Source organism: Acinetobacter sp. UBA2581, assembly GCF_002339435.1.
Taxonomy (GTDB): Bacteria; Pseudomonadota; Gammaproteobacteria; order Pseudomonadales; family Moraxellaceae; genus Acinetobacter; species Acinetobacter variabilis.
Genome location: NZ_DDLD01000105.1, coordinates 54,965 through 77,645, shown reverse-complemented (window position 1 = coordinate 77,645; position 22,681 = coordinate 54,965). Strand labels below are relative to the sequence as shown.

Sequence of the window (22,681 nt, the reverse complement as noted above, 5' to 3'; positions counted from 1 at the left end):
GTCTAAAAAAGCACCAAAATAGAGTTTTTGCACCAAAAAATGGCCTTATTTTGAAATAAGTATTTGAAAGTAAAAGAAATAAAATAATGGAGAAAAAATGATTTTTTGTATAAAAAATATTCTAAAAATATGAAGATTAACGCTAATTTTTTGAAGTATAGATCACATTTTGAAAGGATGGTGCGCCCTGCGGGACTCGAACCCACGTCGGTCGCTTAGGAGGCAACTGCTCTATCCAGTTAAGCTAAGGGCGCGAAAAAAGGCTATTGTACTGTAAAAAATGCAAAAAAAAAGTTATTGCCGAAGCAATAACTTTAAAAATCATCGATTAAAAGATTTTTTGATTAATTCTTAGGGCGCAGTGCCTTAAACAGAATAAACATGATCACGACCCAAATCGGAAGCATCAGTACCGATTCTTTAAAGCCTTGTGTCCACATGATGTAAAGAATGGTCGCAATGAAAGCTAAAACCAGAATATTACTTGCAGGTGACCACAATGCAGGGAAACTGGTCTTTTGTCCTAACTGCTTCATGCTTTGCATAAACTTGAAGTGAGTCAGACTAATCATGGCCCAGTTCAGTACCAGTGCACCTACCACTACATAAATCAGGTGACTTAAGGCATCTTCAGGAACAAAGTAGTTTAGAAGTACACAGCCGAAAATCAGCAGGGCAGAGAACAGAACTGCAGGAATTGGAACGCCTTGTTTGTTCACAGTCTTAAAGATTTTAGGGGCATTACCTTGCTGTGCCAGACCATAGAGCATACGGCTATTAGCATACATACCACTGTTATAAACAGAAAGTGCAGCTGTCAGGATGATGAAGTTCAGCAGATGTGCTGCCCAGTCAATCCCCAATTGGCTAAAGATCATTACAAACGGGCTTTTATCCAGACCACCCAGTTCCAGCTGGTTCCAAGGCACTAAAGATAACAGAATGGTCAACGCACCTACATAGAACACCAGAATACGGAATACAACCTGATTAATCGCTTTTGGAATAGTTTTTTCTGGATTTTCAGCTTCTGCTGCCGCCATCCCGATCAGTTCAATACCACCGAAGGCAAACATCAGGAAGGCCAGCATATAGAATAAGCCTTCAAAGCCATTCGGGAAGAAACCGCCTGCTGTCCAAAGGTTGCTGAAAGAAGCTCCTGAAGAAGCATCAGCAGTCAGGATCAGATAGAGACCAAAGACAATCATGGAAATGACCGCAGTCACTTTTACAATGGATAGCCAGAATTCTGATTCACCGTAGAATTTTACATTGCCGAGATTGACCAGCGTAATTACGATGAAGAAAAACAGGACTGAGGTCCAAGCTGGAATATGAGGCCACCAGTAATTAATATATTTTGCAACGGCGGTGAGCTCGGTCATAGCCACCAGGATATATAAGATCCAGTAGTTCCAACCCGCAAGGAAACCAGGGAATTTGCCCCAGTATTTATAAGCAAAATGGCTGAATGAACCTGCTACAGGTTCATGAACAATCATCTCACCCAATTGACGCATGATTAAGAATGCAATTAAGCCACCAATGGCATAGCCAAGAATAATAGAAGGACCCGCAGATTGGATCACCTGTGCGGAACCTAAGAATAAGCCTGTGCCAATTGCACCGCCCATGGCGATCAACTGAATATGACGGTTCTTTAAGCCACGCTGAAGTTGTGAAGACTCGTTATTCAAAGTGTTCAGCCCGACAATGTAAGAAATAGGTATAAAGATTGTAATGGAACAAAGATAAGAAGCCTAGAGCACCCGTCTGGATGAAATATTATTATCGTATTTATAAAAAAAAATTATAAAAATAAATAGAATAAAAGATATGTGAATCAATATATTAATTTTATTGAAAATGTAACTGATGAGTTTGCTGTTTTTTTAACTCGACACAAATGCTGTTTTTTTATACTTAGGTCGGGCAAGGCGACTACTTGGCTTTAAACCGATTATACTCGTCTCACAAATATTCAATAATTTTGATCAGAATAAAGACAAGCCAGAGGAAGAAAGTATTCATGAGTTTCGCTGCCCAAATCAAAATCCCGGCCACTTACATGCGCGGAGGCACCAGTAAAGGGGTGTTCTTTAAACTGGACGATTTACCTGCTGCTGCACAACAGGCAGGCCGAATTCGGGACCAGTTATTATTAAGAGTGATCGGCAGCCCGGATCCATATGGCAAGCAGATTGATGGGATGGGCGGTGCCAGTTCAAGTACCAGCAAAACCGTGATTCTGACTAAAAGTCAGCAAGAAAATCATGATGTGGATTATCTTTTTGGTCAGGTATCGATTGATCGACCTTTTGTGGACTGGAGTGGTAATTGTGGCAATCTGACTGCAGCAGTTGGGGCATTTGCGATTTCCAATGGCCTGGTCGATCCTGCACGTATTCCTGAAAATGGGCTGTGTACGGTGCGAATCTGGCAGGCGAATATTCAGAAAACCATTATCGCCCATGTACCGATGCAGAATGGTCAGGTTCAGGAATTAGGTGATTTTGAGCTGGATGGCGTAACTTTCCCAGCAGCCGAAGTACAGATTGAATTTCTGGATCCTGCCGATGATGATGCCGAGGGCGGTTCAATGTTTCCGACCGGAAATTTAACCGATACGCTGGAAGTACCGAATATTGGCAGCTTTGAAGTAACGATGATTAATGCCGGGATCCCGACAGTTTTCTTAAAGGCAGAAGATCTAGGCTATAACGGTACCGAGTTACAGGACCATATCAATAATGATGCAGCTGCCTTGGTGAAGTTTGAAACCATCCGAGCCTATGCTGCTCAACAGATGGGGCTGATTCAGGATATTAGTGAAGCTGTTACACGTCAGCATACGCCAAAGATCGCCTTTGTGGCTCCGCCAAAGACTTATACGTCCTCTAGTGGTAAGGAAGTCACTGAGGCAGATAGCGATATTCTGGTCCGTGCCTTATCGATGGGTAAATTGCATCATGCCATGATGGGGACAGCGGCTGTAGCGATTGGGACAGCGGCAGCAATTCCGGGAACCTTGGTCAATCGTGTTGCGGGTGGTGGTGAACGTGAATCAGTCCGCTTTGGTCATCCTTCCGGTACCTTAAGAGTGGGTGCGCAAGCAGTGCAGGAAAATGGAGAATGGAAAGTGAAAAAAGCCATTATGAGTCGTAGTGCTCGTGTGCTAATGGAAGGTTGGGTGCGTGTTCCTGAAGATGTTCTTTCTTAAAATTATTTCTTGAGAAAATTAGCCTAAGTAAAACCATCAGTTCTCTGGTAGTTTTTTATTGATGCAGATTTTCTACCTCAAATTTTCAGTCTCAATACAGAATTATGAAACAACATTTGGATTTAAGACTGAAAATTCAAAGCAATTCTAGGTACAATGCCTGATAACAGACAGGTACTTATAAACTGTCATTTTATTATTCTGGCTACGTATTCGAGGCGAATGTGTCATCTATCACTGACGTATCAACCCATGCACTAACTCAAGCACAACAACGAATCCAACACGATTTAATGACTGCTTTGGAAGCCTTTTCCATTCCGGAACCGTTAAAGTCGGCAGTACATCATGCCGTAATGCTAGGAGGAAAGCGGGTACGTCCAGCACTCTGTTATGCCACTGCCGCTTTAAAACCGAATCAGAATAGTGCTGCGGTACGCCGTGCCGCAGTTGCGATCGAGTTTATTCATTGCTATTCGTTAGCCCATGATGACCTGCCATGCATGGACAATGACTTGTTACGTCGTGGTCAGCCAACCTGTCATGCTGCTTTTGGTGAAGATACGGCTCTTCTGGCAGGTGATATTTTGCAATCTATGGCGTTTGAAATTCTGGGTAGTCGTCTGTTTGATCAGGGGCCTGCAGTAGAGCCAGCGATTGTCTTGAAGCAAATTCAGATTCTGGCTACTGCTTCCTCGAAAATGGTCAATGGTCAGGTACTGGATTTACAAGCCGAAGCCAAAAAAATTGATCAGGAAGCATTGGAAACCATTCACCGTAATAAAACCGGTGCTCTGATCAGTGCAGCGATTATGATGGCAGCGGTAACCATCTTTGAAGGGACTGATGTGGCGATTCCAAAACTGCGTGAATTCGGGCAAGCGATTGGTCTAGCTTTCCAAGTACAGGACGATATTCTGGATATTATTTCTGATACAGAAGTGCTCGGTAAAACGGCGGGCAAGGATGAACAGGTGGAGAAGTCAACTTATCCGGCATTAATGGGTTTAGAGAAAGCCCGAGCCTATGCACAGCAATTACATGATCAGGCCATGACTGCACTGAATCATTTTGATGGTCAGGCTGATGATCTGATGCAGATTACCCAGTTCCTGCTGACACGTAAAAGCTGATTTGAATAAACTAATCTTCCTGAAATTAGCTGAAAACGAGCATAAAAAAGAGGACTTAAAGTCCTCTTTTTTTTATATTGAATTATTTGCTTTCGTTATAGAGACGTTCTGCCTGTTCAAAGCGTGTTGTAATTTCAGCTGTTGGTGCTTTGCCTAATAGACTCACAACCACAATCGCAATCCAAGAACAGATAAAGCCTGGAATAATTTCATAGATGCCGGCTGGAATAAAACCAAGACCTGTTCCACCAACAGTATTCTTCCACAGAATCACCATACATGCGCCAACGATCATACCTGCCAAAGCACCATTCAAGGTCATACGTTTCCAGAACAGAGACAGAATAATCAATGGACCAAAAGCAGCCCCAAAACCAGCCCAGGCATACGCTACCAGCCCCAGCACTTTAGATTCAGGATTACCAGCCATCCAGATCGCCAGTAAAGCAATGAGAAGCACCATCAAACGACCGACCCAAACCAGCTCTTTTTGTGAGGCATTTTTACGAAGGAATGATTTATAAAAGTCTTCAGTCAGGGTACTTGAACACACCAGTAACTGACAACTCAATGTACTCATCACAGCAGCGAGAATGGCCGCCAGAACCACACCGGCAATCCATGGATTGAACAGGATTTTAGTCAGTTCCATAAACACGGTTTCAGGATTGGCATTCACCACAGTAGCGAGTTCCGGATGTTGCTGAAAGTAGGCAATACCAAAGAAACCTGCAGCTACTGCGCCACCTAGACAAAGTGTCATCCAGGTCATCCCGATACGACGTGCATTCGGAATCGACTTCACTGAATCGGCGGCCATAAAACGTACTAAAATATGCGGCTGACCAAAATAACCCAAACCCCATGCCATTAAGGACAGGATTGCGATGGTACTTAGATCACCGACCAGGTTCATGGCCTGTGGGCGTGCGGCTTCCAAAGCGAGCGTAACTTGTGACATATCTGAAAAAGTCAGAATGGTTACAATTGGTGTGAGGAGCAGGGCAAAGATCATCAGGGTTGCCTGAATGGTATCGGTCCAGCTGACTGCCAGGAAACCGCCGATAAATACATAACTGATCGTTGCAATTGCACTGATCCAGAGTGCCGTATTATAAGACATATCGAACATGCTTTCGAATAGACGTGCACCTGCCACCATGCCTGACGCACAGTAAATCGCAAAGAAAATCAGAATGACAAATGCAGAAACCACACGCAGCACTTTTTTCTGATCGTTAAAGCGGTTCGAGAAATAGTCCGGTAGGGTCAGGGCATTGTGCTGGACTTCGGTATGGACCCGTAAACGGCCCGCAACTAGCAGCCAGTTCAGCCATGCACCGATAATCAGACCAATCGCAATCCACATTTCAGACAGGCCAGAAAGATAAATTGCGCCTGGCAAGCCCATCAGCAGCCAGCCACTCATGTCGGAAGCCCCTGCAGAAAGTGCAGTTACGAAACTACCTAAACGTCGGCCCCCTAAGATGTAATCGGAAAAGTTGTTTGTCGCGCGGTATGCCATCAGGCCGATCACGACCATGCCGACAATATAAAAAAGAAAGGTAATTAAGGTTGGATTTAGGGAGCTCATACGGTATCCATTTTTAAGTTGGACAGTAGATCGAAACAAGGATTTTGACAGATGCGAAAGACTTTAATCCGAAAGCCAAGCAACATCGAATCCAGAGGATTTCAAAAATAAACGCGAAATTTAACCATAAATTCACAATCTTTGCTGAGATTTTCTTATTTTGAAAGAAAATAGGCAACCAATTGGCTGCCTATTGTGAAGTATCTCTGAAATTTAGTGACGTCCCATCACACCGCGAATGGTATTCAGCACATCGGCAGGCAAGACCACAGTCTTGGCATTTGGAGACTTGGCCATATCCTGCATGGCTTTGACATATTGTTCACCCAACAGATAAGCCACAGGAATTTCCTTATCGCCAATTGCCTGACTCACCATATCAATCGCACGCTGTGAAGATTCTGCCAGTACGACTTGCGCTTCTGCATCACGACGTGAGGCTTCCAGACGACCATCAGCTTCCAGAATGGCGGCCTGTTTTTCACCGTCTGCTTTAGTGACAGTTGCACGACGTTGACGCTCTGCCGCTGCCTGTTCTTCCATCGCCGTCTGCATAGTCACAGAAGGTTTAATGTCCTGAATTTCAACCGTCTTTAAGGTGATACCCCAGTCTGAAATATCATCAGAAATGCTGGACTTTAAACGTGCCTTGATATGATCACGTGAAGATAAGGCATCATCCAGATCCATTTCACCCACGATTGAACGTAGCGAAGTTTGTACCAGGTTCTGAATTGCCCATGAGTAGTTCTCAATCCCGTATACCGCTTTTTCTGGAGTTGTCAGGTTGATATAAGCTACCGCATTCATCAGCAAGACGGCGTTATCACGGGTAATTACTTCCTGCGAAGGAATATCCAGAACAATATCTTTGGTGGTGACTTTATAAGCCACTTCATCTACATAAGGAATGACAAAATTCAGGCCAGGATTGAGTGTGGTGTGATATTTACCCAGACGTTGCACGATCCATTTATAGCCTTGTGGAACAATCCGTACACCTTTAAAAATGGTAATCGCAACAAAGGCCAAGAACGCAATAACAATGATAGTGCCAGCAGACATAATTTATTCACCTTTTTCGTTTTGATATTGAGTGCTGTGGGGCTGTACAACCAGGTCATTTCCCAGAATATCGACAACACGGACACGATCTCCAACCTGAACTTTATCCAGAGCGCGGCAATCCCATTCATCCGAGCCTAAAACAGGCAGCGGAAAACGGACCCGGATCTGATCCTGTTCAAGATCGGTCTGAATCACCATACCAATTTGGCCAATAGTGGCTTCGCGCGACAGGCCGGCTTTGGTCTTGTCGATAGAAAGCGGCTTGATAAACTTGAACCAGAGCAAGGTACAAAGAACAGACAGGATGATCCAGGTCAGGATCTGGGTGGTCAGTCCCATCATCGGGAACATCCAGTACAGAATGCCAACCATAATGGCACCAATCCCGAACCAGAGGGCAGCAAAAGCGGGCAGTAGTAATTCTGAAAGAATAAGAAGTATTCCCAATACAAACCAGTGCCAAGGTTCAAGAACTAATTCCATATCGTGACCTATAGTGCTAAGTATTTAATTAATCATCATCTTTATATGATTTAATTCCAATGTAGCAGATGCGGCAGCAGATGAATATAAAAAAGTTCTGATTAAAATTTTGCCGGTCGTGCAGGCTTGAATGCAGCCGGAGATTGCCTAAAATCACTGATGGCTTTTTCAATTGAACGGATTTTTAATTGCGCAGCTTTTTCACCTTCGAGAATGGTTTCATTACTGGCTTTTAAATCCAGTGTGCCGATATGGCCTACTTTAGGCTGGATTACAATATTGGCCTGACTGAGTTCTTCATTGATGCTTTGCTGACCCATGATATTAATCGTCTGGTCCAGTACGCCCCACATGTTGAGCGCTTTATTGCTGTCCGGACGTGCAGAAATATCTACGGCAATAACAATATCAGCTCCCATATCTTTGGCCGTTTTTACCGGAATCGGGCTAACCAGACCGCCATCGACATATTTTGTACCGCCAATCACAGCAGGTACAAAGACATTTGGAATACTGCAAGAGGCACGCACGGCTTGTCCGGCATTGCCTTTGATAAAGTCAGCTTTACGGCCATTGTCCAGGCGGGTTGCCACCGCCGCGAAGCGAATCGGGAACTGTTCAATTGGTTTATTCGCCACATTTTTATTGACGAAATCCTGCAGTTTCTGTCCGGCAATAATTCCTTGGCGGTTCAGGGTTAAATCACGAATATCGGATTCTTTAAAGTTCAAGGCGATTTGCTGCAACTGAAAGGGAGATTTGCCGCTGGCATATAGACTGCCTACGAAACTCCCGGCACTGGTTCCAGTAACAATCTTCGGTTTGATGCCATGCGATTCGAGGACTTTAAGTACCCCGATATGGGCAAAGCCTTTGGCACCGCCACCACCGAGAGCAATAGCTACCACAGGTTCACGAGCCTGAAGAGGAGTAGAGGGTGCTGGGGTTTTAGTAGCTTTATCACATGCTGCAAGGCTTAAGCCCAAGCAGCCAATCAGAGCATAACGGGCTAATTTCATTATAAAAAAACTGGCGATTAAATCAACAAAATTCAGGCTATCACATCAAAAAAAGCCAGTTTTGCCTAGTCTTTTTTCAAAAGCTTTTGTAACGGCTTGGCGACCCAATCCGGATTTTTAGCCGAAAATTTACCTTCATAATGCTTATAGATCTGTTCCAGATCATATTCATAATCACCTGTCAGGTGATATACACCGAGGATATGAATGGTCTTGATGTCATAGTCAAAGGAAAACATCACAATCGGTAAATTGGCTGCCTTGGCAATATGATAAAAACCGCTGCGGATTTTTTCTGGCGCCTTGCGAGAACCTTCCGGTGCCATACCTACCCAGATCCGGTCTGTCTTATTAATCACATCAACAATTTGTCGGGTGTGACCTTGCGGTGTATCGCGTACTACAGGAACTACACCGATCCATTCCAGAATGGGTTTAAGTGGAGTACGAAACAGGCTGTCTTTACCAAAAATCGTAATCTGAATACCCAGACCAAGCAGGGCATTAAAGCCTAACCAGGCATCGATATTTGAGGTATGCGGGGAAATAATTGCCACTGCTTTAGGCAGGTTAGGGAATTCGCCTTTAAGCTGCCAGCCCTGAGCCAAAAATAGCTGTTTAAATAGGGTCTGGCTCAATTTACCTCCGCGACAGGGAACCAATGGAGGGAGTTTGGGAAAGCGTGTTTTACTCATCGATGTCTCATCCTGAAACGTATTTTTCTTTATTTTTGATCATACTAGGGCGTATCCTCATTTGAAGAATTGGTTTTAAATACTTAAAATCCTCCTTTAAGCTCTTTTCATTTCTATATTTTTTCAATGGCACGTACTCTTCTCACCGATGATATTTGGCAGCAAATTCAAGATACTATGCGATTACACGGTTGTTACTGTTCAAAAAATAGTAGAAATATCATGGAAGCCATCTTATGGAAACTACGTACGGGTGCGACATGGCGTGATATTCCTCAAGAACTTTGCCCTTGGCAAACTGCTTACAATCGCTTTAATCGCTGGGCAAGTAAGGGATTATGGGATAAATTTTTTTTAGATTACGAGGCATTCTGGATCAGGAATGGGTATTCATTGATGGAAGCTACATACGCGTGCATCAACATGCAAGTGGAGCTCGGCATGGTTTCGAAAGAGCAATTGGACAATCACGCGGTGGACGAACAACAAAAATACATCTTGCAACCGACGCGAATGGATTACCGATTGATTTTAAAATCACTGGGGGTGACGTCCACGACAGTCAAGTTGCAAAACAACTGATTGATATTGTAGGCGAGGCAACTTATCTCATTGCTGACAAGGGGTATGATGCTGAGCACATTAGAATATGTGCCAAGAACAAGAATATGATTCCCATTATTCCATTGAGATCAAACAGTAAGAGATCGAATAAGGAATTTGATAAATATCTATATAAATTAAGACATTTAGTTGAAAATGCTTTTGTGAGATTAAAACATTTCCGTGCTATTGCAACTCGATTTGATAAACTAGCACGCAATTATAAATCTATGATCCGTATAGCCTGCATATTTATTTGGTGCAAAGCCAAATGAGGACACGTCCTAAAATAATGATGCTGAAAAAAACATCATTTGAATAATAATGCATGGTATAAATCAAAGAATAAGATCGACAATTTGAATAAAAGTGACTCAAAATAGTGATCTTTTTAAATACAAAAACCTCCAGATACCACTTTGTAACTGATAGAAATTAACCAGAATTAAACGAAATTGAATATTTTTTAAACTAAATTAGCATAAAAACGCAAATCCTCACTGAAAAGTGCTCCTATTCTTACCTAATATGAAATCATCGCACTATTTAGGTGCGCTAAAAAAATACCTGCAACAAATCTCAGGAAGAATGCTTGAATATAGTGCATTTAGTTTAAGTCACAGTATAATAGCGACAAGGTATTTTTATCTTTCTATGTTTTCTTATAAAGATTTCAAGATTTTAGATATACTTTTAAAAGTTGGTACGCTAATTGCTTAATAGATACCAACTTCTAACACGCACTTTGCGAGTGCAACAAAAAACATCGGAGCAAAATGAGCATGGCGAACAAGGTCCTTCAACTCATACAAGAAAGTGGCGCGAAATGGGTCGATTTTCGCTTTACTGATACCAAGGGTAAAGAACAGCACGTTACTTATCCAGCAGACAGTATTGATGAAGATACGTTTGAAGACGGCAAAATGTTTGACGGTTCTTCAATCGCAGGTTGGAAAGGCATCGAAGCATCGGACATGATCTTACGTCCAGATGCAGAAACAGGTTTCATCGACCCGTTCTTTGCAGAGCCAACTGTTGTTGTGACTTGTGACGTTATCGAACCATCAACTGGTCAAGGTTATGAACGTGACCCACGTTCGATTGCTCGCCGTGCAGAAGAATACCTGAAATCTACAGGTATCGGTGATACTGCATTCTTCGGTCCAGAACCAGAATTCTTCGTATTTGACGAAGTGAAATGGGACATCGACATGTCTGGCGCTCGCCACACATTAATCGCTGAAGAAGCTGCTTGGTCTACTGGTAAAGATTACGAAGCAGGTAACTCAGGTCATCGTCCACGTGTTAAAGGTGGTTATTTCCCAGTTCCTCCTGTTGATTCTCATCAAGATATGCGTGCAGACATGTGTGCAAAAATTGAAGAAATCATGGGCCCAGGTCGTGTAGAAGTACATCACCACGAAGTTGCGTCTTGCCAGTTAGAAATTGGTGTGAGCTTCAACACAATGGTTCGTAAAGCTGACGAAGTACAACAGTTCAAATATGCTGTTTGGAACGTTGCGCACCAATACGCTAAAACTGCAACCTTTATGCCTAAACCAATGGTAGGCGATAATGGTTCTGGTATGCACGTTCACATGTCGATCTCTAAAGATGGCAAGAACTTGTTTGCTGGTGATGAATATGCAGGCCTTTCAGAAATGGCATTGTACTTCATCGGTGGTGTGATCAAACATGCTCGTTCATTGAATGCGATCACTAACCCATCTACAAACTCATACAAACGTTTGGTACCTCACTTCGAAGCACCGATTATGCTTGCTTACTCAGCGCGTAACCGTTCAGCTTCTATCCGTATTCCTTACGTTTCTAGCCCTAAAGGCAAACGTATTGAAGCACGTTTTCCTGATCCAATGATGAACCCGTACCTAGGTTTCGCTGCATTGTTGATGGCGGGTATCGACGGTATCCAAAACAAGATTCACCCAGGTGAAGCTGCTGACAAGAACCTGTACGATCTTCCTCCTGAAGAAGAAGCGAAAATCCCTACAGTGGCGCACAGCCTTGAAATGGCACTTGAATCTCTTAAAGAAGATCATGACTACCTGCTTAAAGGTGGCGTGTTCACTAAAGAAATGCTTGATGCTTATATCGAACTTAAGACTGAAGATGTACGCCGTCTGAATACGACTACTCACCCAGTTGAATTCGACATGTACTACAGCCTGTAATTCTGATCTGAATTTCACTGTAAAAAAGACCCGCCTTTGTGCGGGTTTTTTTGTATGATGCTGTTATTGATCAAAGATATGAAGTTATGGCACAACGTAAAAGACATACCGGCTTTTTTCCCTGGATTGATCCTCAGGATCATAGTAAAGGCTTTAAACTGAATTTTTCTGAAGTGACCTATGTAGATGTTGCGCGTACACCTGAAGGTTATAAACAGGTTGAGTTTGTGGCATTACGTCATCCTGAGTTGGCTTTGGATTATGATTATCCACAAAGTTTTTATCTCACAACAGATGGCATGATTTTGAAAAAGCTGCCAAGTGGAAAATATGAAGTGATTGCCAAAACAGATAATGCCTAATCGTGAAGTTGATAACATTGTGAGTGTAAAATTTAAAAATCCGAATAGACAGCAGATGCCTACAGCACTTCGAGAGTGGCTGTATGCCTCAGGATCATTGACGCAGCAGTTAACAGATCTGGCTGATGGTCAGTTCCGGGTAGAACCACAGCAGGAACATTTTCAGCGTCTGGAATTTGTGGATGCGCGGTGGATGCAGATGCCACATCAGCATACGTCCTGGGTGCGGGAAAGCTATTTATATGGCTCTGAAGAACAGCCTTGGGTCAAAGCCAAAAGTATATTTCCAATTTTAAGCCTGCAAAAACGTGCGCGGATATTCCAGCATATTGGATCGAAGCCGATTGGCTGGCTATTATTCCAGCGTACCAATCCACAGTGTGAGCGACGTGTGATTTATCTGGAAGAGGGCTGGACCCGCCAGAGCTGCTATACTTGGCATGGTTGTAAATTTATCGTACAAGAAACATTTTTACCGGCATTTGAACACTTTATACAAAATCAACAGGCTTAACTTGATATGGCAACTGCACAAGCAATTACTTGGCGTGAACGTCTGAGCGCCTATTATTATCTTTGTCGTTTTGATAAGCCAATTGGCACAGAGCTGGTTTTTTGGCCGACCATGTGGGCGCTATGGGTCGCAGCAAAGGGAATACCTGATCTCAGTATTTTGGTGCTGATGATTCTAGGTGTAATTTTTATGCGTGCAGCGGGCTGTGCCATTAATGACTTTGCCGACCGTAAAGTGGATGCGCATGTCGAGCGTACCAAAACCCGTCCCTTAGCCATCGGTATTATTAGTGCTAAAGAAGCAGTGATGGTCTTTCTGGTGCTCGTCGCAGCCAGTGCCTGCCTGTTATTTTTCCTGCCGATTGAAACCTTTTACTGGTCCTTTGGAGCCTTGTTTTTAGCGTTCATTTATCCGTTTATGAAACGCTATACCCATTTGCCGCAGGTATTCTTGGGAGCTGCATTTTCCTGGTCAATTCCAATGGCCTATACTGCCGTCGGGCAGACGCCAGATTTAACTTGTTGGCTTCTCTATTTTGGCAATCTCGCTTGGACCGTGGCGTATGACACGCAATATGCGATTACTGATCGTGAATATGATTTGAAAATTGGTGTGAAATCCACAGCCATTTTATTTGGTCAGCATGATATTCAGATCATTAGTACCTTACAGGCTTTAAGTCTGGTCTTGATTGGCGCAGCATTATGGATTGAGGATTTGCTTGTTCCACTTGGCTTGATGGGTCTGCTCGCAGTCGCAATTGATTTTATTTATCAATGGTCAGAAACTCGAGATAAGGACCCGCAGCGCTGTTTCTGGGCCTTCCGTCATAACCGCTGGGTGGGGCTGATGATTTTCCTTGGAATCTTTGCCGCGCTTCTGTAACTGCACCTTGTCGACTCATAACAAAAGCATCCTATAAGGGTGCTTTTTTTTATGCTTAATTCAAGATTCTTCATGAAAATCATAAACAACAATAAGGGATTAGAATATGAATAATGTAGTGAAAAACGGTTTCAAAAAAACCTGTCTGGCACTGGTATGTTCCATGTCATTGTTCATGACTGCGTGTAATGACGATGATAATGATTCGTTTCGACCACAGGAAAGGGTATTTTTAAGTCAACAGTCTTATGATGAGGATACCTTGCCTGAAGCGTCAGATATTCAAGTCATACGCTATAACATGCCAAACGTAAATGGTGAACGGGCTGAAGCGACAGCCATGGTGTTTTATCCAAATACACCTCAACCTCAAGACGGATGGCGGGTGGTGGTTTGGGAACATGGCACGGTGGGTAGCGGTGATTCTTGTGCACCAAGTAATAACCAGCTGAATAATAATTTTAGAGGATTGGCCAGCAGCTTGCTTGCAAAGGGATATGTGATTGTTGCACCCGATTATGAAGGATTAGGTACTCGGGGGATCCATCCTTATTTAAATTTAAAAAGTGCGGCACAATCGGCTATCTATGCAGTAAGAGCCTTTAAGGAACAACAGGGAAATCGATTTAATGGTGCCTGGGTCTCAGTGGGACAATCCCAGGGAGGGCACGCATCACTTGCTACAGCCCAGTTTGCCGATGAAGATCCAAATTATAAGGCAGCAGTTGCAGCAGCTCCGGCTTCAAGTCTGGGTTATATTATCAGTGAAGTAGCACCGCAAGCGCTTAGTGCCTTGGTTGAGGCTGGGCAAGATAATGCTGCGAAAGCAGTCTATGCAGAATTACTGGCTTATGCGGCTTATGTTGCTGTCGGGATTAAAGCTTATGAACCAGGCTTTAACTATCGCAATATATTTTCAAGCCGTGCAGGGATTGTGGCTGAAAAGGCGGAAGGCACGACTGGAGAAAATGGACTTTGTTTAGGGCCATTGATTACTGAATATGTGCAAGATATTGATGATTATCTGGTGAATAATCCGGAAAAAACGGTTGTAAACTATCCAGGATTAGTAGAAAACTTCCAGAATAATTCGTCGGTTGAAAAGTTCCTTGAGAATAATCAGCCTGCAACTGAAAAAATTAATGTTCCTGTGATGATCATTCAAGGTACTGCAGATATGGCTGTTCCATATCCAGTGACAAATACTTTACAACAAGGCTTGAAAGATATGGGAACCACAGTGACTTTTGTACCGGTACAAGACGCATCACATACCGAGGCTATTGTACAAAGCAGAACCCAGCTGCTGACCTTCATCAATACCTATATGCCTTCAGGTATTTCTGTCAGTCCTTAATCCTAAAAGGAGCTTCGGCTCCTTTTCTATTCCTTGTAAGGCTAGGCCTTGAGCAATCATTTAAGTTTGTTATAGTGACTCAGGATTATAGGTTATCAGTATAGGCTTGTTATGTCGGAACAGACAAAACCCCGCAGTATTAAAAAACTGCTTATCTTTGGAACCCTGGCTTTATGTGTGCCGATTTTTTTAGTGACGATGGCATTTCTGGCAGTTAATAGCGATGCAAAAAATCAGGAAAAATATAAGCAGCAACAGGCAGATATGATTGCCCGGATTGAAGCGCGCGAAGCGGCTGAAAAATCAAAGGCAGAGCAGGAGGCTAAAGCAACCCAAGCTGCTTCCGAAGCTGAAACGAATTCCTCTCATTAAACTATTTATCTTAAATCTCTTTGTAGCTGCCGGATCGTTGGAATTTCAGTGTAGCGGACGACTGTATAGCCGGCAGCAATCAGCATTGCATCGCGTTCCGCATCTTCCTGTTCCTTGCCAATATGGGTGGGGTCATCCAGTTCTATAATCGCCACCACATTATATTCCCGGTCCATCACCACAAAATCGGTCACCTTGCGGTTAAACTTGCTGCGCATTTTCATATTGTCATGCGTAATCAAAGCACTAAATGCGACCTGTGCCAGAATGTGATGATGCGGAAAAGCATCTTTCAGGCGAGTAAACATCTTGCTTTCGAAAGCTGTAATGACACGCTTGGGATAGAATTTCTTCTGGCGGGTAAACAGATGAGGGAAGAGCAGGCAAATTAAGGCAAAGCTTGCCAGACAGCCAATCACAAAGAATATAAACTGACTCAAATCAAACACGGATCATAAAAGAGAAAAGAATAAAAAAACCCACTTCGCAATGAGTGGGTTTTTCAGAATCTTGGCTCTCCCACCTGGGCTCGAACCAGGGACCTGCGGATTAACAGTCCGTCGCTCTACCGACTGAGCTATGGGAGAATAGATTGGCTCTCCAACCTGGGCTCGAACCAGGGACCTGCGGATTAACAGTCCGTCGCTCTACCGACTGAGCTATTGGAGAATCTGATGCGCATTTTAGGCAGGAAAACAAAGACCGTCAATCAATTCCTGTAAAGAAATGAATCATTTGCTTTTTTAATATGCATATTAGACCTAAAAATAAAAAAATCACCCATGAAGGGTGATTTTTTAAGCTGGAAATAAAAAATTATTTCTCAACACCAGCAGGTTGACCAGCATATTTCGCGTTTGCGTAATCCCAGTTCACCAGGCTTTCTAGGAAAGTAGAGATGTATTTAGGACGAGCGTTACGGTAGTCGATGTAGTAAGCGTGTTCCCAAACATCGATTGTCAACACAGCAATTTTACCGTGTGCCATTGGAGTGTCAGCATTTGAAGTTTTAAGGATAGACAGGTTACCGTTTACTTCGTCAGCAACCAACCAAGCCCAACCTGAACCGAACTGAGTTGCGGCAGCAGTTGCGAACTCTTCAGCGAATTTTTCGTAAGAACCGAAAGCTTCGTCAATTTTTGCAGCCAAAGCGCCAGTTGCTTTACCGCCACCGTTTTTAGTCAAGCAGTTCCAGTAGAATGTGTGGTTCCATACTTGCGCAGCGTTGTTAAATACACCTGCTTTAGATGAATCACCAGCAGTTGCTTCGATGATTTCTTCTAGAGTTTTGCCTTCAAGCTCAGTACCAGCGATCAGGTTGTTCAGGTTAACCACATAAGTATTGTGGTGTTTGTCGTGGTGGTATTCTAAAGTTTCTTTGCTGATGTGTGGAGCAAGAGCGTCGTAGTCGTATGGTAATGGTGGTAAAGTAATGGTTGTCATGTTTTCAATTCCTTGCATTTTGCTGGGTTTTGACAATAAGTGGCGTTATTGTAATAGATTCTTAGGCAAAAATGGGACTGTGTATAAATAACAATACAGAATAAAGCCTGAAAATTTAAAGATAAAGCCACTCATCTACTTGCCAATCGAAATTAAATCGGATTGTTTAATTCGAAATAACTATACTCAATATTAAATTGTTCTGAAATAGCTTTAGCCAGACGTTGTACACCATATTTTTCAGTAGCGTGGTGGCCGCAGGCATAATAATGCACATCCAGTTCCTGAGCATCATAAAAAGTACGTTCACTGACTTCGCCAGAAATATAAGCCTCACAGTCTTGTGCCGCCGCTTTATGAATATAATCCTGTGCACCACCAGTACAGAAACCGACTTTTTGAATCAGGCTTTTTTCGGCAGGTAAATGCAACGCATCATAGCCCAGTCTTTCTGATACATAGGCCTTGAATCCTTCTGGCGTCATGGCCTGTTTTAAATAACCAATATTCCCAATTGGACGGCGCTCACTCGGATCAAGCTGTTCCAGGTTTTCCAGCTCCAGCAGGTCTGCAATCGCAATATTATTTCCCAGAGTTGGATGGCTATCTAAAGGCAGGTGATAACCAACAAGCGAAATATCATTTTGGATCAGGCTTTTAATTCGTTTACCACGCATCCCGGTAATCGGGTAGGCTTCACCTTTCCAGAAATAACCATGGTGAACCAGTAATAAATCGGCACCTTGTTTGATCGCAGCTTCAATCGCAGTTTGTGAGGCAGTAACCGCACATAAAATTTTATTGACTTCAGCGCGGCCTTCGATTTGTAAGCCATTTGGTGCATAGTCCTTAAATTCGGAAGATGCCAAAGTCTGATCGCACCAGCGGATAATATCGTTTAAATTCGCCATAAAATTCCTGTCAGTTGATGAACTTGCCAATTCTTATTTATATGTCCAATTGTAACTAAAGCAGCACAAATCTCTGTGGATTTTTTTGTGTTTAGTTATGTATTTGGCATTACAATAGGATACAAATTACTTAGTCATCAACGAATTAAAATATTTTAGAGGATAGCAAAGTGCGCCGTACCTTTACATGGTTACCTTGGGTGTTACTGATTTTAGTCATTATCGGTTTTTTGGGGTGGCAGCAGCTGCAGAAACCTAAATCACCGATTGCGCCGGATGGCGTAAAAATGCCTGCTGAAAAAGTAGAACCGTTGATCGATACTTCGCGTTCTGGAGGCGTTGTCTCCTATAGTGCCGCTGTGAAAGTCGCAGCACCTGCGGTGGTAAATATCTTTACCACACAAAAAGTAAAACAGCAGGCGCATCCTTTACTGACAGATCCAGTCTTCCGTGAATTTTTCGGTGATCAGTTACCAGACCAGTTTGGTCAAAGTCCAAATGAAAACAGTTTAGGTTCAGGCGTGATAGTTCGTCCTGATGGTTATATCCTGACCAATAATCACGTGATTGCACAAGCAGACCAGATTGTAGTGGCCTTGCATGATGGACGCCGTGCTGAAGCTAAAGTTGTAGGTACAGACCCGGATACGGATTTGGCTGTAATCAAGATCGAACTTGAACAATTACCAGTTTTGCCATTCAAGCTGAGTGGCAATGAAGTCGGTGATGTTGTTCTGGCAATTGGTAACCCGTTTGGTGTCGGTCAAACCGTGACTCAGGGGATTATTTCTGCGACAGGCCGTTCTGATCTGGGCATCAATACTTATGAAGACTTTATTCAGACAGATGCTGCAATTAACCCGGGCAACTCGGGTGGTGCATTGATTGATGTTGCCGGTAACCTGATCGGGGTGAATACAGCAATCTTCTCGCAAACAGGTGGCTCACTGGGGATTGGTTTTGCGATTCCCGCTAAAATCTGTCAACAGGTGATGAATGCAATCCTGAAAGATGGCCGTGTCGTTCGTGGCTGGCTGGGTATCAGTCTGTTGCCGACTGAACGTAATGATGTACTGCAACCTAAAGAATCAGGTGTAGTGGTCGCTGAAGTGCTGGAAAATGGACCAGCAGCAAAAGCTGGCATCCAGCGTGGTGATAAAATTATCAAAGTAAATAATGAAGTGATTACTTCTGCCTCACATCTGATTAATTTTGTCGCTTTACAGGCACCAAACAGTACCGTTCAGATTGAAGTAGAGCGCGCTGGAAAAACCATGACACTGGATGTGGTGATTAGTGAACGTAAAACGCAAAGCAGTTCTTCACAATATATTCCTTTACCAGGTCAGTAATTTTTTCTAAGAAAATCCCTCCATGTGAGGGATTTTTTTATGCACGATTGATTTACTTTAGATACAAAACAAAAATATTTTATGTGAATTAAATCATTTAACTTCATTGAATAAAAATCAAAAAGAGTGAAGAACAATGAGTTTTATGACTGCAGATCAGGCCAAAATTTTATCGGACGTGGCCAATTTAAATATTGAAATGTACAAGCCTCGCTTGGCTCAACTGATTGAAGATAATGCCCGACTGGGCAATACCGCTGTGCTAACGGTATTTCCCAAACATTTGCCCTTGGAAGAAATTCGTGGTCTTTCGGCGGAATTGACTGAGCTTGGTTATAACGTACGCTTTGAGGTGCAGGAATTTTATTATAGCTTTAATGTCTACTGGCTATAATTTTATCAATTGTTCAAAAAAAATCCTGTTCAGGCATATATTTTGCTGCATTTACCTCATAGTTAAAATATGAGAGTGATATGTCTTTATCTATTCATCTTGCAGCACAGACAGATGCACCTTATGTGGTGCTTTCATCCGGACTGGGCGGGCATGCCAGTTTCTGGAATCCTCAAATTAGAGTTTTACAGCAGCATTTTCATGTAGTCACTTATGATCAGGAAGGCTGTCATTCAGATTCTGAGCTATTACCCACGTCTTATTCGATTGATCATATGGCCGGCCAGATTCTGGATTTATTGATCAATGATGGCATTCGAGAGTTTCATTTTATCGGGCATGCGTTGGGCGGACATATCGGCATGCAACTAGCGACCTATCAGGCTGAAAAAAAGTTTAAGCTGCTCAGTCTGACCATGTTAAATGCCTGGGGAGAGCTGGATGCTCATACTCAGAAATGTTTCGAGGCACGAACTTCCTTATTAGTGAATAGCGGACCAGAGGCTTATGTGCGGGCACAGGCTTTATTTCTTTATCCGCCGCACTGGATCTCGACACATATTGATCAGTTAACTGAAGCAGAAAATAGGCAGCTCTTAGACTTTCCACCGATCCAAAATGTTCTGGCCCGCCTACAAGCCGTGCAGGCTTTTAAACTAAACGAAGAGCATCAGCAAGTATTAAAAGATGTTCCAATCCATCTGATTGCCAATCAGGATGATTTTCTGGTGCCTTATCAACGGTCACAGCAATTACAACAATGCCTGCCGCATAGTTACCTCAGTTTGCTTGATACAGGTGCACATGCATCTACCGTGACCGAAACGGATCAGGTCAATCAGCTGATCTTTTCCTTCCTGATTTCCACTTAGTTTGAAGATTTTTTAAAAGCCAGACCTCCTGTCTGGTTTTTTATTTTTTCTAATCAATCATTTTTGTAGCATCAGCATGGTTTTTACTTCGAATTGATGCATGAACTGCAAATGCACAAATTGCTACGAGTGCACTTGAATGAAACAGTATGTTCAAAATTGACTCATAGGTAAAAATAGATATTTTACTAAAAATTCAAAAAATAAAATATTAAGTGTATGATATTTATAAATTAAATGTAGTTGGCACACGCTTTGCAATGTTTATCTTGTAAATAAAATTCCCGAAGTGGAATTAGAATTTTGAATAAGTGTTAAAAATGATGAGGTATGAAAATGAAAATAGGTGTCTTCTGTCCAATCGGAAATAATGGCTGGTTACTCTCTGAAAATGCACCGCAGTACATGCCGACTTTTGAGTTAAACAAACAAATCGTACAACGCGCCGAGCACTATGGTTTCGATTTCGCACTTTCTATGATCAAGCTGCGTGGCTTTGGTGGCAAGACTGAATTCTGGGAACATAACCTGGAAACGTTCACCCTGATGGCAGGTCTTGCTGCTGTGACCAGTAAAATTAAAATTTTCGCAACTGCCGCAACTCTGGTAATGCCACCTGCAATTGTCGCGCGCATGGCATCAACTATTGATTCGATTTCAAATGGCCGTTTTGGTCTGAATGTTGTGACCGGCTGGCAACCACCTGAATATACCCAAATGGGTATGTGGCCAGGTAATGACTATTTTGGTAAACGCTATGAATATCTGTCTGAATATGTACAAATTCTGCGTGAACTTTGGGCGACTGGTAAATCAGACTTTAAGGGCGAACATTTCCAGATGGAAGATTGCCGTGTCAGCCCACGTCCACAAGCGGATATGAAAATTATCTGCGCAGGTCAGTCTGATGCAGGTTTGGAATTTTCTGCACAATATGCCGACTACAACTTCGTATTTGGTAAAGGCCTGAATACTCCAACAGCTTATGCAGAAATTAATGACCGTCTAAAAGAAAAAACAGATGTGACTGGCCGTGATGTACAGACTTATGTGCTGTTTATGGTGATTGCAGCTGAGACCGATGAAGAAGCGCAAGCAAAATGGCAGCACTATAACGATGGCGCCGATATGGAAGCGATTAACTGGCTAATGAATCAGGGCGGTAAAGACACTACCTCGGGTACAGATACCAATATCCGTCAAATGGCTTCTAGCGTATCTCCAGTCAATATCAATATGGGTACGCTGGTAGGTTCTTATGAAAATGTGGCACGAATGTTGGATGAAATTGGCGAGATCAAGGGTACCGAAGGTGTGCTACTGACTTTTGATGATTTTATTCAAGGGGTTGAAGATTTTGGTCAAAAAATCCAGCCACTGATGAAATGTCGTGAGCATATTGTCATTGAAAGTGCAGCACCGGTTCTGGAGAAAAGCGCATGAGTGAATCAGTCGTAACAGCCGGTTTTACTGAAAAACTCGGCACAGGAAAAACGCTTAAAGCTGAACCCGAAGCAATTTGCCTTGCACCAGAACAGACAGCCTTGATTGTGATTGATATGCAAAATGCCTATACCTCGCAGGGTGGCTATCTGGATCTGGCGGGCTTTGATGTCTCGAAAACCAAGCCAGTGGTTGAAAATATTAAAAAGGCAGTTGATGCAGCGCATGCAGCCGGTATTCAGGTGATTTATTTCAAAAATGGCTGGGATGAAGAATATAAGGAAGCGGGTGGAACCGATTCTCCAAATTTTCATAAATCAAATGCCCTAAAGACCATGCGTAAACGTCCTGAATTACAAGGGAAATTATTAGCAAAAGGCGGTTGGGATTTTGAACTGATTGATGAGTTAAAGCCATTGCCACAGGACCTGGTCATTGAAAAGCCACGTTATAGCGGTTTCTTTAATACCGCGCTGGATAGCATGTTGCGTGTGCGTGGTATTCACAATCTGGTCTTTGTCGGGATTGCCACCAACGTATGTGTGGAATCGACGCTACGTGATGGTTTTTTCCTAGAGTATTTTGGTGTCGCACTTGCCGATGCCTGCCATCAGGCAGGTCCTGTCGAAGCGCATGAAGCCAGTCTGTATAACATCAAGACCTTCTTTGGCTGGGTGTCAGATACCGCAAATTTTATCGAGACCTTTCAAAAAGAAAGTGAGTCACTAAAAGAAACTAAATTAGCTGTAAGCGCATAAAGAATTAAAGA

General features: G+C 42.9%; 23 protein-coding genes and 3 tRNA genes. 14 read left to right on the top strand and 12 right to left on the bottom strand.

What is annotated here, in order from left to right:
* Positions 1 to 178 precede the first annotated feature (178 nt).
* Both B3Q46_RS13775 and B3Q46_RS13770 read right to left on the bottom strand, forming a co-directional pair.
* Positions 179 to 254, bottom strand: a tRNA-Arg gene (locus tag B3Q46_RS13775).
* Between the two features lie 90 nt (positions 255 to 344).
* Complete coding sequence (locus B3Q46_RS13770) at positions 345 to 1,697, bottom strand: amino acid permease (RefSeq protein ID WP_004783078.1); 1,353 nt, start codon at positions 1,695 to 1,697, stop codon at positions 345 to 347.
* A gap of 332 nt (positions 1,698 to 2,029) precedes the next feature.
* Here B3Q46_RS13770 and prpF point away from each other — a divergent pair, with 332 nt between their 5' ends.
* Both prpF and B3Q46_RS13760 read left to right on the top strand, forming a co-directional pair.
* Complete coding sequence (gene prpF, locus B3Q46_RS13765) at positions 2,030 to 3,220, top strand: 2-methylaconitate cis-trans isomerase PrpF (RefSeq protein WP_286716260.1); 1,191 nt, start codon at positions 2,030 to 2,032, stop codon at positions 3,218 to 3,220.
* Between the two features lie 224 nt (positions 3,221 to 3,444).
* Positions 3,445 to 4,353: a polyprenyl synthetase family protein gene (locus B3Q46_RS13760; RefSeq protein WP_175966998.1), complete on the top strand. Its 909-nt coding sequence runs from the start codon at positions 3,445 to 3,447 to the stop codon at positions 4,351 to 4,353.
* A gap of 82 nt (positions 4,354 to 4,435) precedes the next feature.
* On the opposite strand, the gene putP is transcribed toward B3Q46_RS13760, so the two are convergent.
* From putP to B3Q46_RS13735, 5 genes are all read right to left on the bottom strand, one after another.
* The gene (gene putP / locus B3Q46_RS13755) at positions 4,436 to 5,947 is read right to left on the bottom strand and encodes a sodium/proline symporter PutP (RefSeq protein WP_175967000.1); all 1,512 of its coding nucleotides are present in this window, start codon (positions 5,945 to 5,947) and stop codon (positions 4,436 to 4,438) included.
* Positions 5,948 to 6,160: 213 nt separating this feature from the next.
* Positions 6,161 to 7,012, bottom strand: a complete 852-nt coding sequence (locus B3Q46_RS13750; RefSeq protein WP_005234507.1) for an SPFH domain-containing protein — start codon at positions 7,010 to 7,012, stop codon at positions 6,161 to 6,163.
* A gap of 3 nt (positions 7,013 to 7,015) precedes the next feature.
* Positions 7,016 to 7,498, bottom strand: a complete 483-nt coding sequence (locus B3Q46_RS13745; RefSeq protein WP_004783073.1) for an NfeD family protein — start codon at positions 7,496 to 7,498, stop codon at positions 7,016 to 7,018.
* Positions 7,499 to 7,599: 101 nt separating this feature from the next.
* Positions 7,600 to 8,517: a patatin-like phospholipase family protein gene (locus B3Q46_RS13740; RefSeq protein WP_005234509.1), complete on the bottom strand. Its 918-nt coding sequence runs from the start codon at positions 8,515 to 8,517 to the stop codon at positions 7,600 to 7,602.
* 65 nt (positions 8,518 to 8,582) lie between these two features.
* Entirely contained in the window at positions 8,583 to 9,212 is a 630-nt protein-coding gene (locus B3Q46_RS13735; RefSeq protein WP_175967002.1) for a 1-acyl-sn-glycerol-3-phosphate acyltransferase, read from the bottom strand.
* 126 nt (positions 9,213 to 9,338) lie between these two features.
* Between B3Q46_RS13735 and B3Q46_RS13730 the strand changes: the two genes are divergently transcribed.
* From B3Q46_RS13730 to B3Q46_RS13700, 7 genes are all read left to right on the top strand, one after another.
* A protein-coding gene (locus B3Q46_RS13730) for an IS5 family transposase (RefSeq protein WP_414631447.1) occupies positions 9,339 to 10,090 on the top strand; the annotation gives its coding sequence in 2 pieces (ribosomal slippage) (positions 9,339 to 9,573 and positions 9,573 to 10,090; 753 coding nt in all).
* A gap of 501 nt (positions 10,091 to 10,591) precedes the next feature.
* Positions 10,592 to 12,007 (top strand): type I glutamate--ammonia ligase, encoded by a 1,416-nt coding sequence (glnA, locus tag B3Q46_RS13725; protein ID WP_171064793.1) that lies wholly within the window; start codon positions 10,592 to 10,594, stop codon positions 12,005 to 12,007.
* 86 nt (positions 12,008 to 12,093) lie between these two features.
* Complete coding sequence (locus B3Q46_RS13720) at positions 12,094 to 12,369, top strand: hypothetical protein (RefSeq protein ID WP_005234859.1); 276 nt, start codon at positions 12,094 to 12,096, stop codon at positions 12,367 to 12,369.
* A 55-nt stretch (positions 12,370 to 12,424) separates the two neighbouring features.
* Positions 12,425 to 12,883, top strand: a complete 459-nt coding sequence (locus B3Q46_RS13715) for a chorismate--pyruvate lyase family protein (protein WP_164071349.1) — start codon at positions 12,425 to 12,427, stop codon at positions 12,881 to 12,883.
* A 6-nt stretch (positions 12,884 to 12,889) separates the two neighbouring features.
* Positions 12,890 to 13,768, top strand: coding sequence for a 4-hydroxybenzoate octaprenyltransferase (ubiA, locus tag B3Q46_RS13710; RefSeq protein WP_005234862.1), 879 nt, complete (start codon positions 12,890 to 12,892; stop codon positions 13,766 to 13,768).
* A gap of 106 nt (positions 13,769 to 13,874) precedes the next feature.
* On the top strand, positions 13,875 to 15,125 hold the full coding sequence (locus tag B3Q46_RS13705) for an alpha/beta hydrolase family protein (RefSeq protein WP_005234864.1): 1,251 nt from the start codon (positions 13,875 to 13,877) through the stop codon (positions 15,123 to 15,125).
* Between the two features lie 111 nt (positions 15,126 to 15,236).
* On the top strand, positions 15,237 to 15,497 hold the full coding sequence (locus tag B3Q46_RS13700) for a hypothetical protein (protein ID WP_005234866.1): 261 nt from the start codon (positions 15,237 to 15,239) through the stop codon (positions 15,495 to 15,497).
* A gap of 5 nt (positions 15,498 to 15,502) precedes the next feature.
* Here the strand turns inward: B3Q46_RS13700 and B3Q46_RS13695 are convergent, their stop codons facing one another.
* The 5 genes from B3Q46_RS13695 to B3Q46_RS13675 all read right to left on the bottom strand — a co-directional run bounded on the left by B3Q46_RS13695 (position 15,503) and on the right by B3Q46_RS13675 (position 17,851).
* Positions 15,503 to 15,946 carry a DUF2726 domain-containing protein gene (locus B3Q46_RS13695; RefSeq protein WP_004782760.1) on the bottom strand — a complete coding sequence of 148 codons (444 nt, stop codon included), beginning with the start codon at positions 15,944 to 15,946 and terminating at the stop codon, positions 15,503 to 15,505.
* Between the two features lie 62 nt (positions 15,947 to 16,008).
* Positions 16,009 to 16,084: transfer RNA gene (locus B3Q46_RS13690), tRNA-Asn, on the bottom strand.
* 6 nt (positions 16,085 to 16,090) lie between these two features.
* Positions 16,091 to 16,166, bottom strand: a tRNA-Asn gene (locus B3Q46_RS13685).
* A gap of 147 nt (positions 16,167 to 16,313) precedes the next feature.
* The gene (locus tag B3Q46_RS13680; protein ID WP_005234867.1) at positions 16,314 to 16,940 is read right to left on the bottom strand and encodes a superoxide dismutase; all 627 of its coding nucleotides are present in this window, start codon (positions 16,938 to 16,940) and stop codon (positions 16,314 to 16,316) included.
* Between the two features lie 152 nt (positions 16,941 to 17,092).
* Positions 17,093 to 17,851: a Nif3-like dinuclear metal center hexameric protein gene (locus tag B3Q46_RS13675; RefSeq protein WP_005234868.1), complete on the bottom strand. Its 759-nt coding sequence runs from the start codon at positions 17,849 to 17,851 to the stop codon at positions 17,093 to 17,095.
* A 170-nt stretch (positions 17,852 to 18,021) separates the two neighbouring features.
* On the opposite strand from B3Q46_RS13675, the gene B3Q46_RS13670 reads away from it, so the two are divergent.
* The 5 genes from B3Q46_RS13670 to rutB all read left to right on the top strand — a co-directional run bounded on the left by B3Q46_RS13670 (position 18,022) and on the right by rutB (position 22,670).
* Positions 18,022 to 19,203, top strand: coding sequence for a S1C family serine protease (locus tag B3Q46_RS13670; protein WP_004782756.1), 1,182 nt, complete (start codon positions 18,022 to 18,024; stop codon positions 19,201 to 19,203).
* Positions 19,204 to 19,339: 136 nt separating this feature from the next.
* The gene (locus B3Q46_RS13665; protein WP_005234869.1) at positions 19,340 to 19,597 is read left to right on the top strand and encodes a hypothetical protein; all 258 of its coding nucleotides are present in this window, start codon (positions 19,340 to 19,342) and stop codon (positions 19,595 to 19,597) included.
* An 80-nt stretch (positions 19,598 to 19,677) separates the two neighbouring features.
* Positions 19,678 to 20,469 (top strand): pyrimidine utilization protein D, encoded by a 792-nt coding sequence (gene rutD, locus B3Q46_RS13660; RefSeq protein WP_005234870.1) that lies wholly within the window; start codon positions 19,678 to 19,680, stop codon positions 20,467 to 20,469.
* A gap of 336 nt (positions 20,470 to 20,805) precedes the next feature.
* Positions 20,806 to 21,912 (top strand): pyrimidine utilization protein A, encoded by a 1,107-nt coding sequence (rutA, locus tag B3Q46_RS13655; RefSeq protein WP_005234871.1) that lies wholly within the window; start codon positions 20,806 to 20,808, stop codon positions 21,910 to 21,912.
* Positions 21,909 to 22,670, top strand: a complete 762-nt coding sequence (rutB, locus tag B3Q46_RS13650; RefSeq protein WP_005234872.1) for a pyrimidine utilization protein B — start codon at positions 21,909 to 21,911, stop codon at positions 22,668 to 22,670. Before rutA ends, rutB begins: the two co-directional genes overlap by 4 nt.
* Positions 22,671 to 22,681: the final 11 nt, after the last annotated feature.

Coding starts and splice junctions, on each gene's coding strand:
- prpF (WP_286716260.1), top strand. CDS start 2,030: ATGAGTTTCGCTGCCCAAATCAAAATCCCGGCCACTTACATGCGCGGA.
- putP (WP_175967000.1), bottom strand. CDS start 5,947: ATGAGCTCCCTAAATCCAACCTTAATTACCTTTCTTTTTTATATTGTC.
- B3Q46_RS13750 (WP_005234507.1), bottom strand. CDS start 7,012: ATGTCTGCTGGCACTATCATTGTTATTGCGTTCTTGGCCTTTGTTGCG.
- B3Q46_RS13745 (WP_004783073.1), bottom strand. CDS start 7,498: ATGGAATTAGTTCTTGAACCTTGGCACTGGTTTGTATTGGGAATACTT.
- B3Q46_RS13740 (WP_005234509.1), bottom strand. CDS start 8,517: ATGAAATTAGCCCGTTATGCTCTGATTGGCTGCTTGGGCTTAAGCCTT.
- B3Q46_RS13735 (WP_175967002.1), bottom strand. CDS start 9,212: ATGAGTAAAACACGCTTTCCCAAACTCCCTCCATTGGTTCCCTGTCGC.
- glnA (WP_171064793.1), top strand. CDS start 10,592: ATGAGCATGGCGAACAAGGTCCTTCAACTCATACAAGAAAGTGGCGCG.
- B3Q46_RS13720 (WP_005234859.1), top strand. CDS start 12,094: ATGGCACAACGTAAAAGACATACCGGCTTTTTTCCCTGGATTGATCCT.
- B3Q46_RS13715 (WP_164071349.1), top strand. CDS start 12,425: ATGCCTACAGCACTTCGAGAGTGGCTGTATGCCTCAGGATCATTGACG.
- ubiA (WP_005234862.1), top strand. CDS start 12,890: ATGGCAACTGCACAAGCAATTACTTGGCGTGAACGTCTGAGCGCCTAT.
- B3Q46_RS13705 (WP_005234864.1), top strand. CDS start 13,875: ATGAATAATGTAGTGAAAAACGGTTTCAAAAAAACCTGTCTGGCACTG.
- B3Q46_RS13700 (WP_005234866.1), top strand. CDS start 15,237: ATGTCGGAACAGACAAAACCCCGCAGTATTAAAAAACTGCTTATCTTT.
- B3Q46_RS13680 (WP_005234867.1), bottom strand. CDS start 16,940: ATGACAACCATTACTTTACCACCATTACCATACGACTACGACGCTCTT.
- B3Q46_RS13675 (WP_005234868.1), bottom strand. CDS start 17,851: ATGGCGAATTTAAACGATATTATCCGCTGGTGCGATCAGACTTTGGCA.
- B3Q46_RS13665 (WP_005234869.1), top strand. CDS start 19,340: ATGAGTTTTATGACTGCAGATCAGGCCAAAATTTTATCGGACGTGGCC.
- rutD (WP_005234870.1), top strand. CDS start 19,678: ATGTCTTTATCTATTCATCTTGCAGCACAGACAGATGCACCTTATGTG.
- rutA (WP_005234871.1), top strand. CDS start 20,806: ATGAAAATAGGTGTCTTCTGTCCAATCGGAAATAATGGCTGGTTACTC.
- rutB (WP_005234872.1), top strand. CDS start 21,909: ATGAGTGAATCAGTCGTAACAGCCGGTTTTACTGAAAAACTCGGCACA.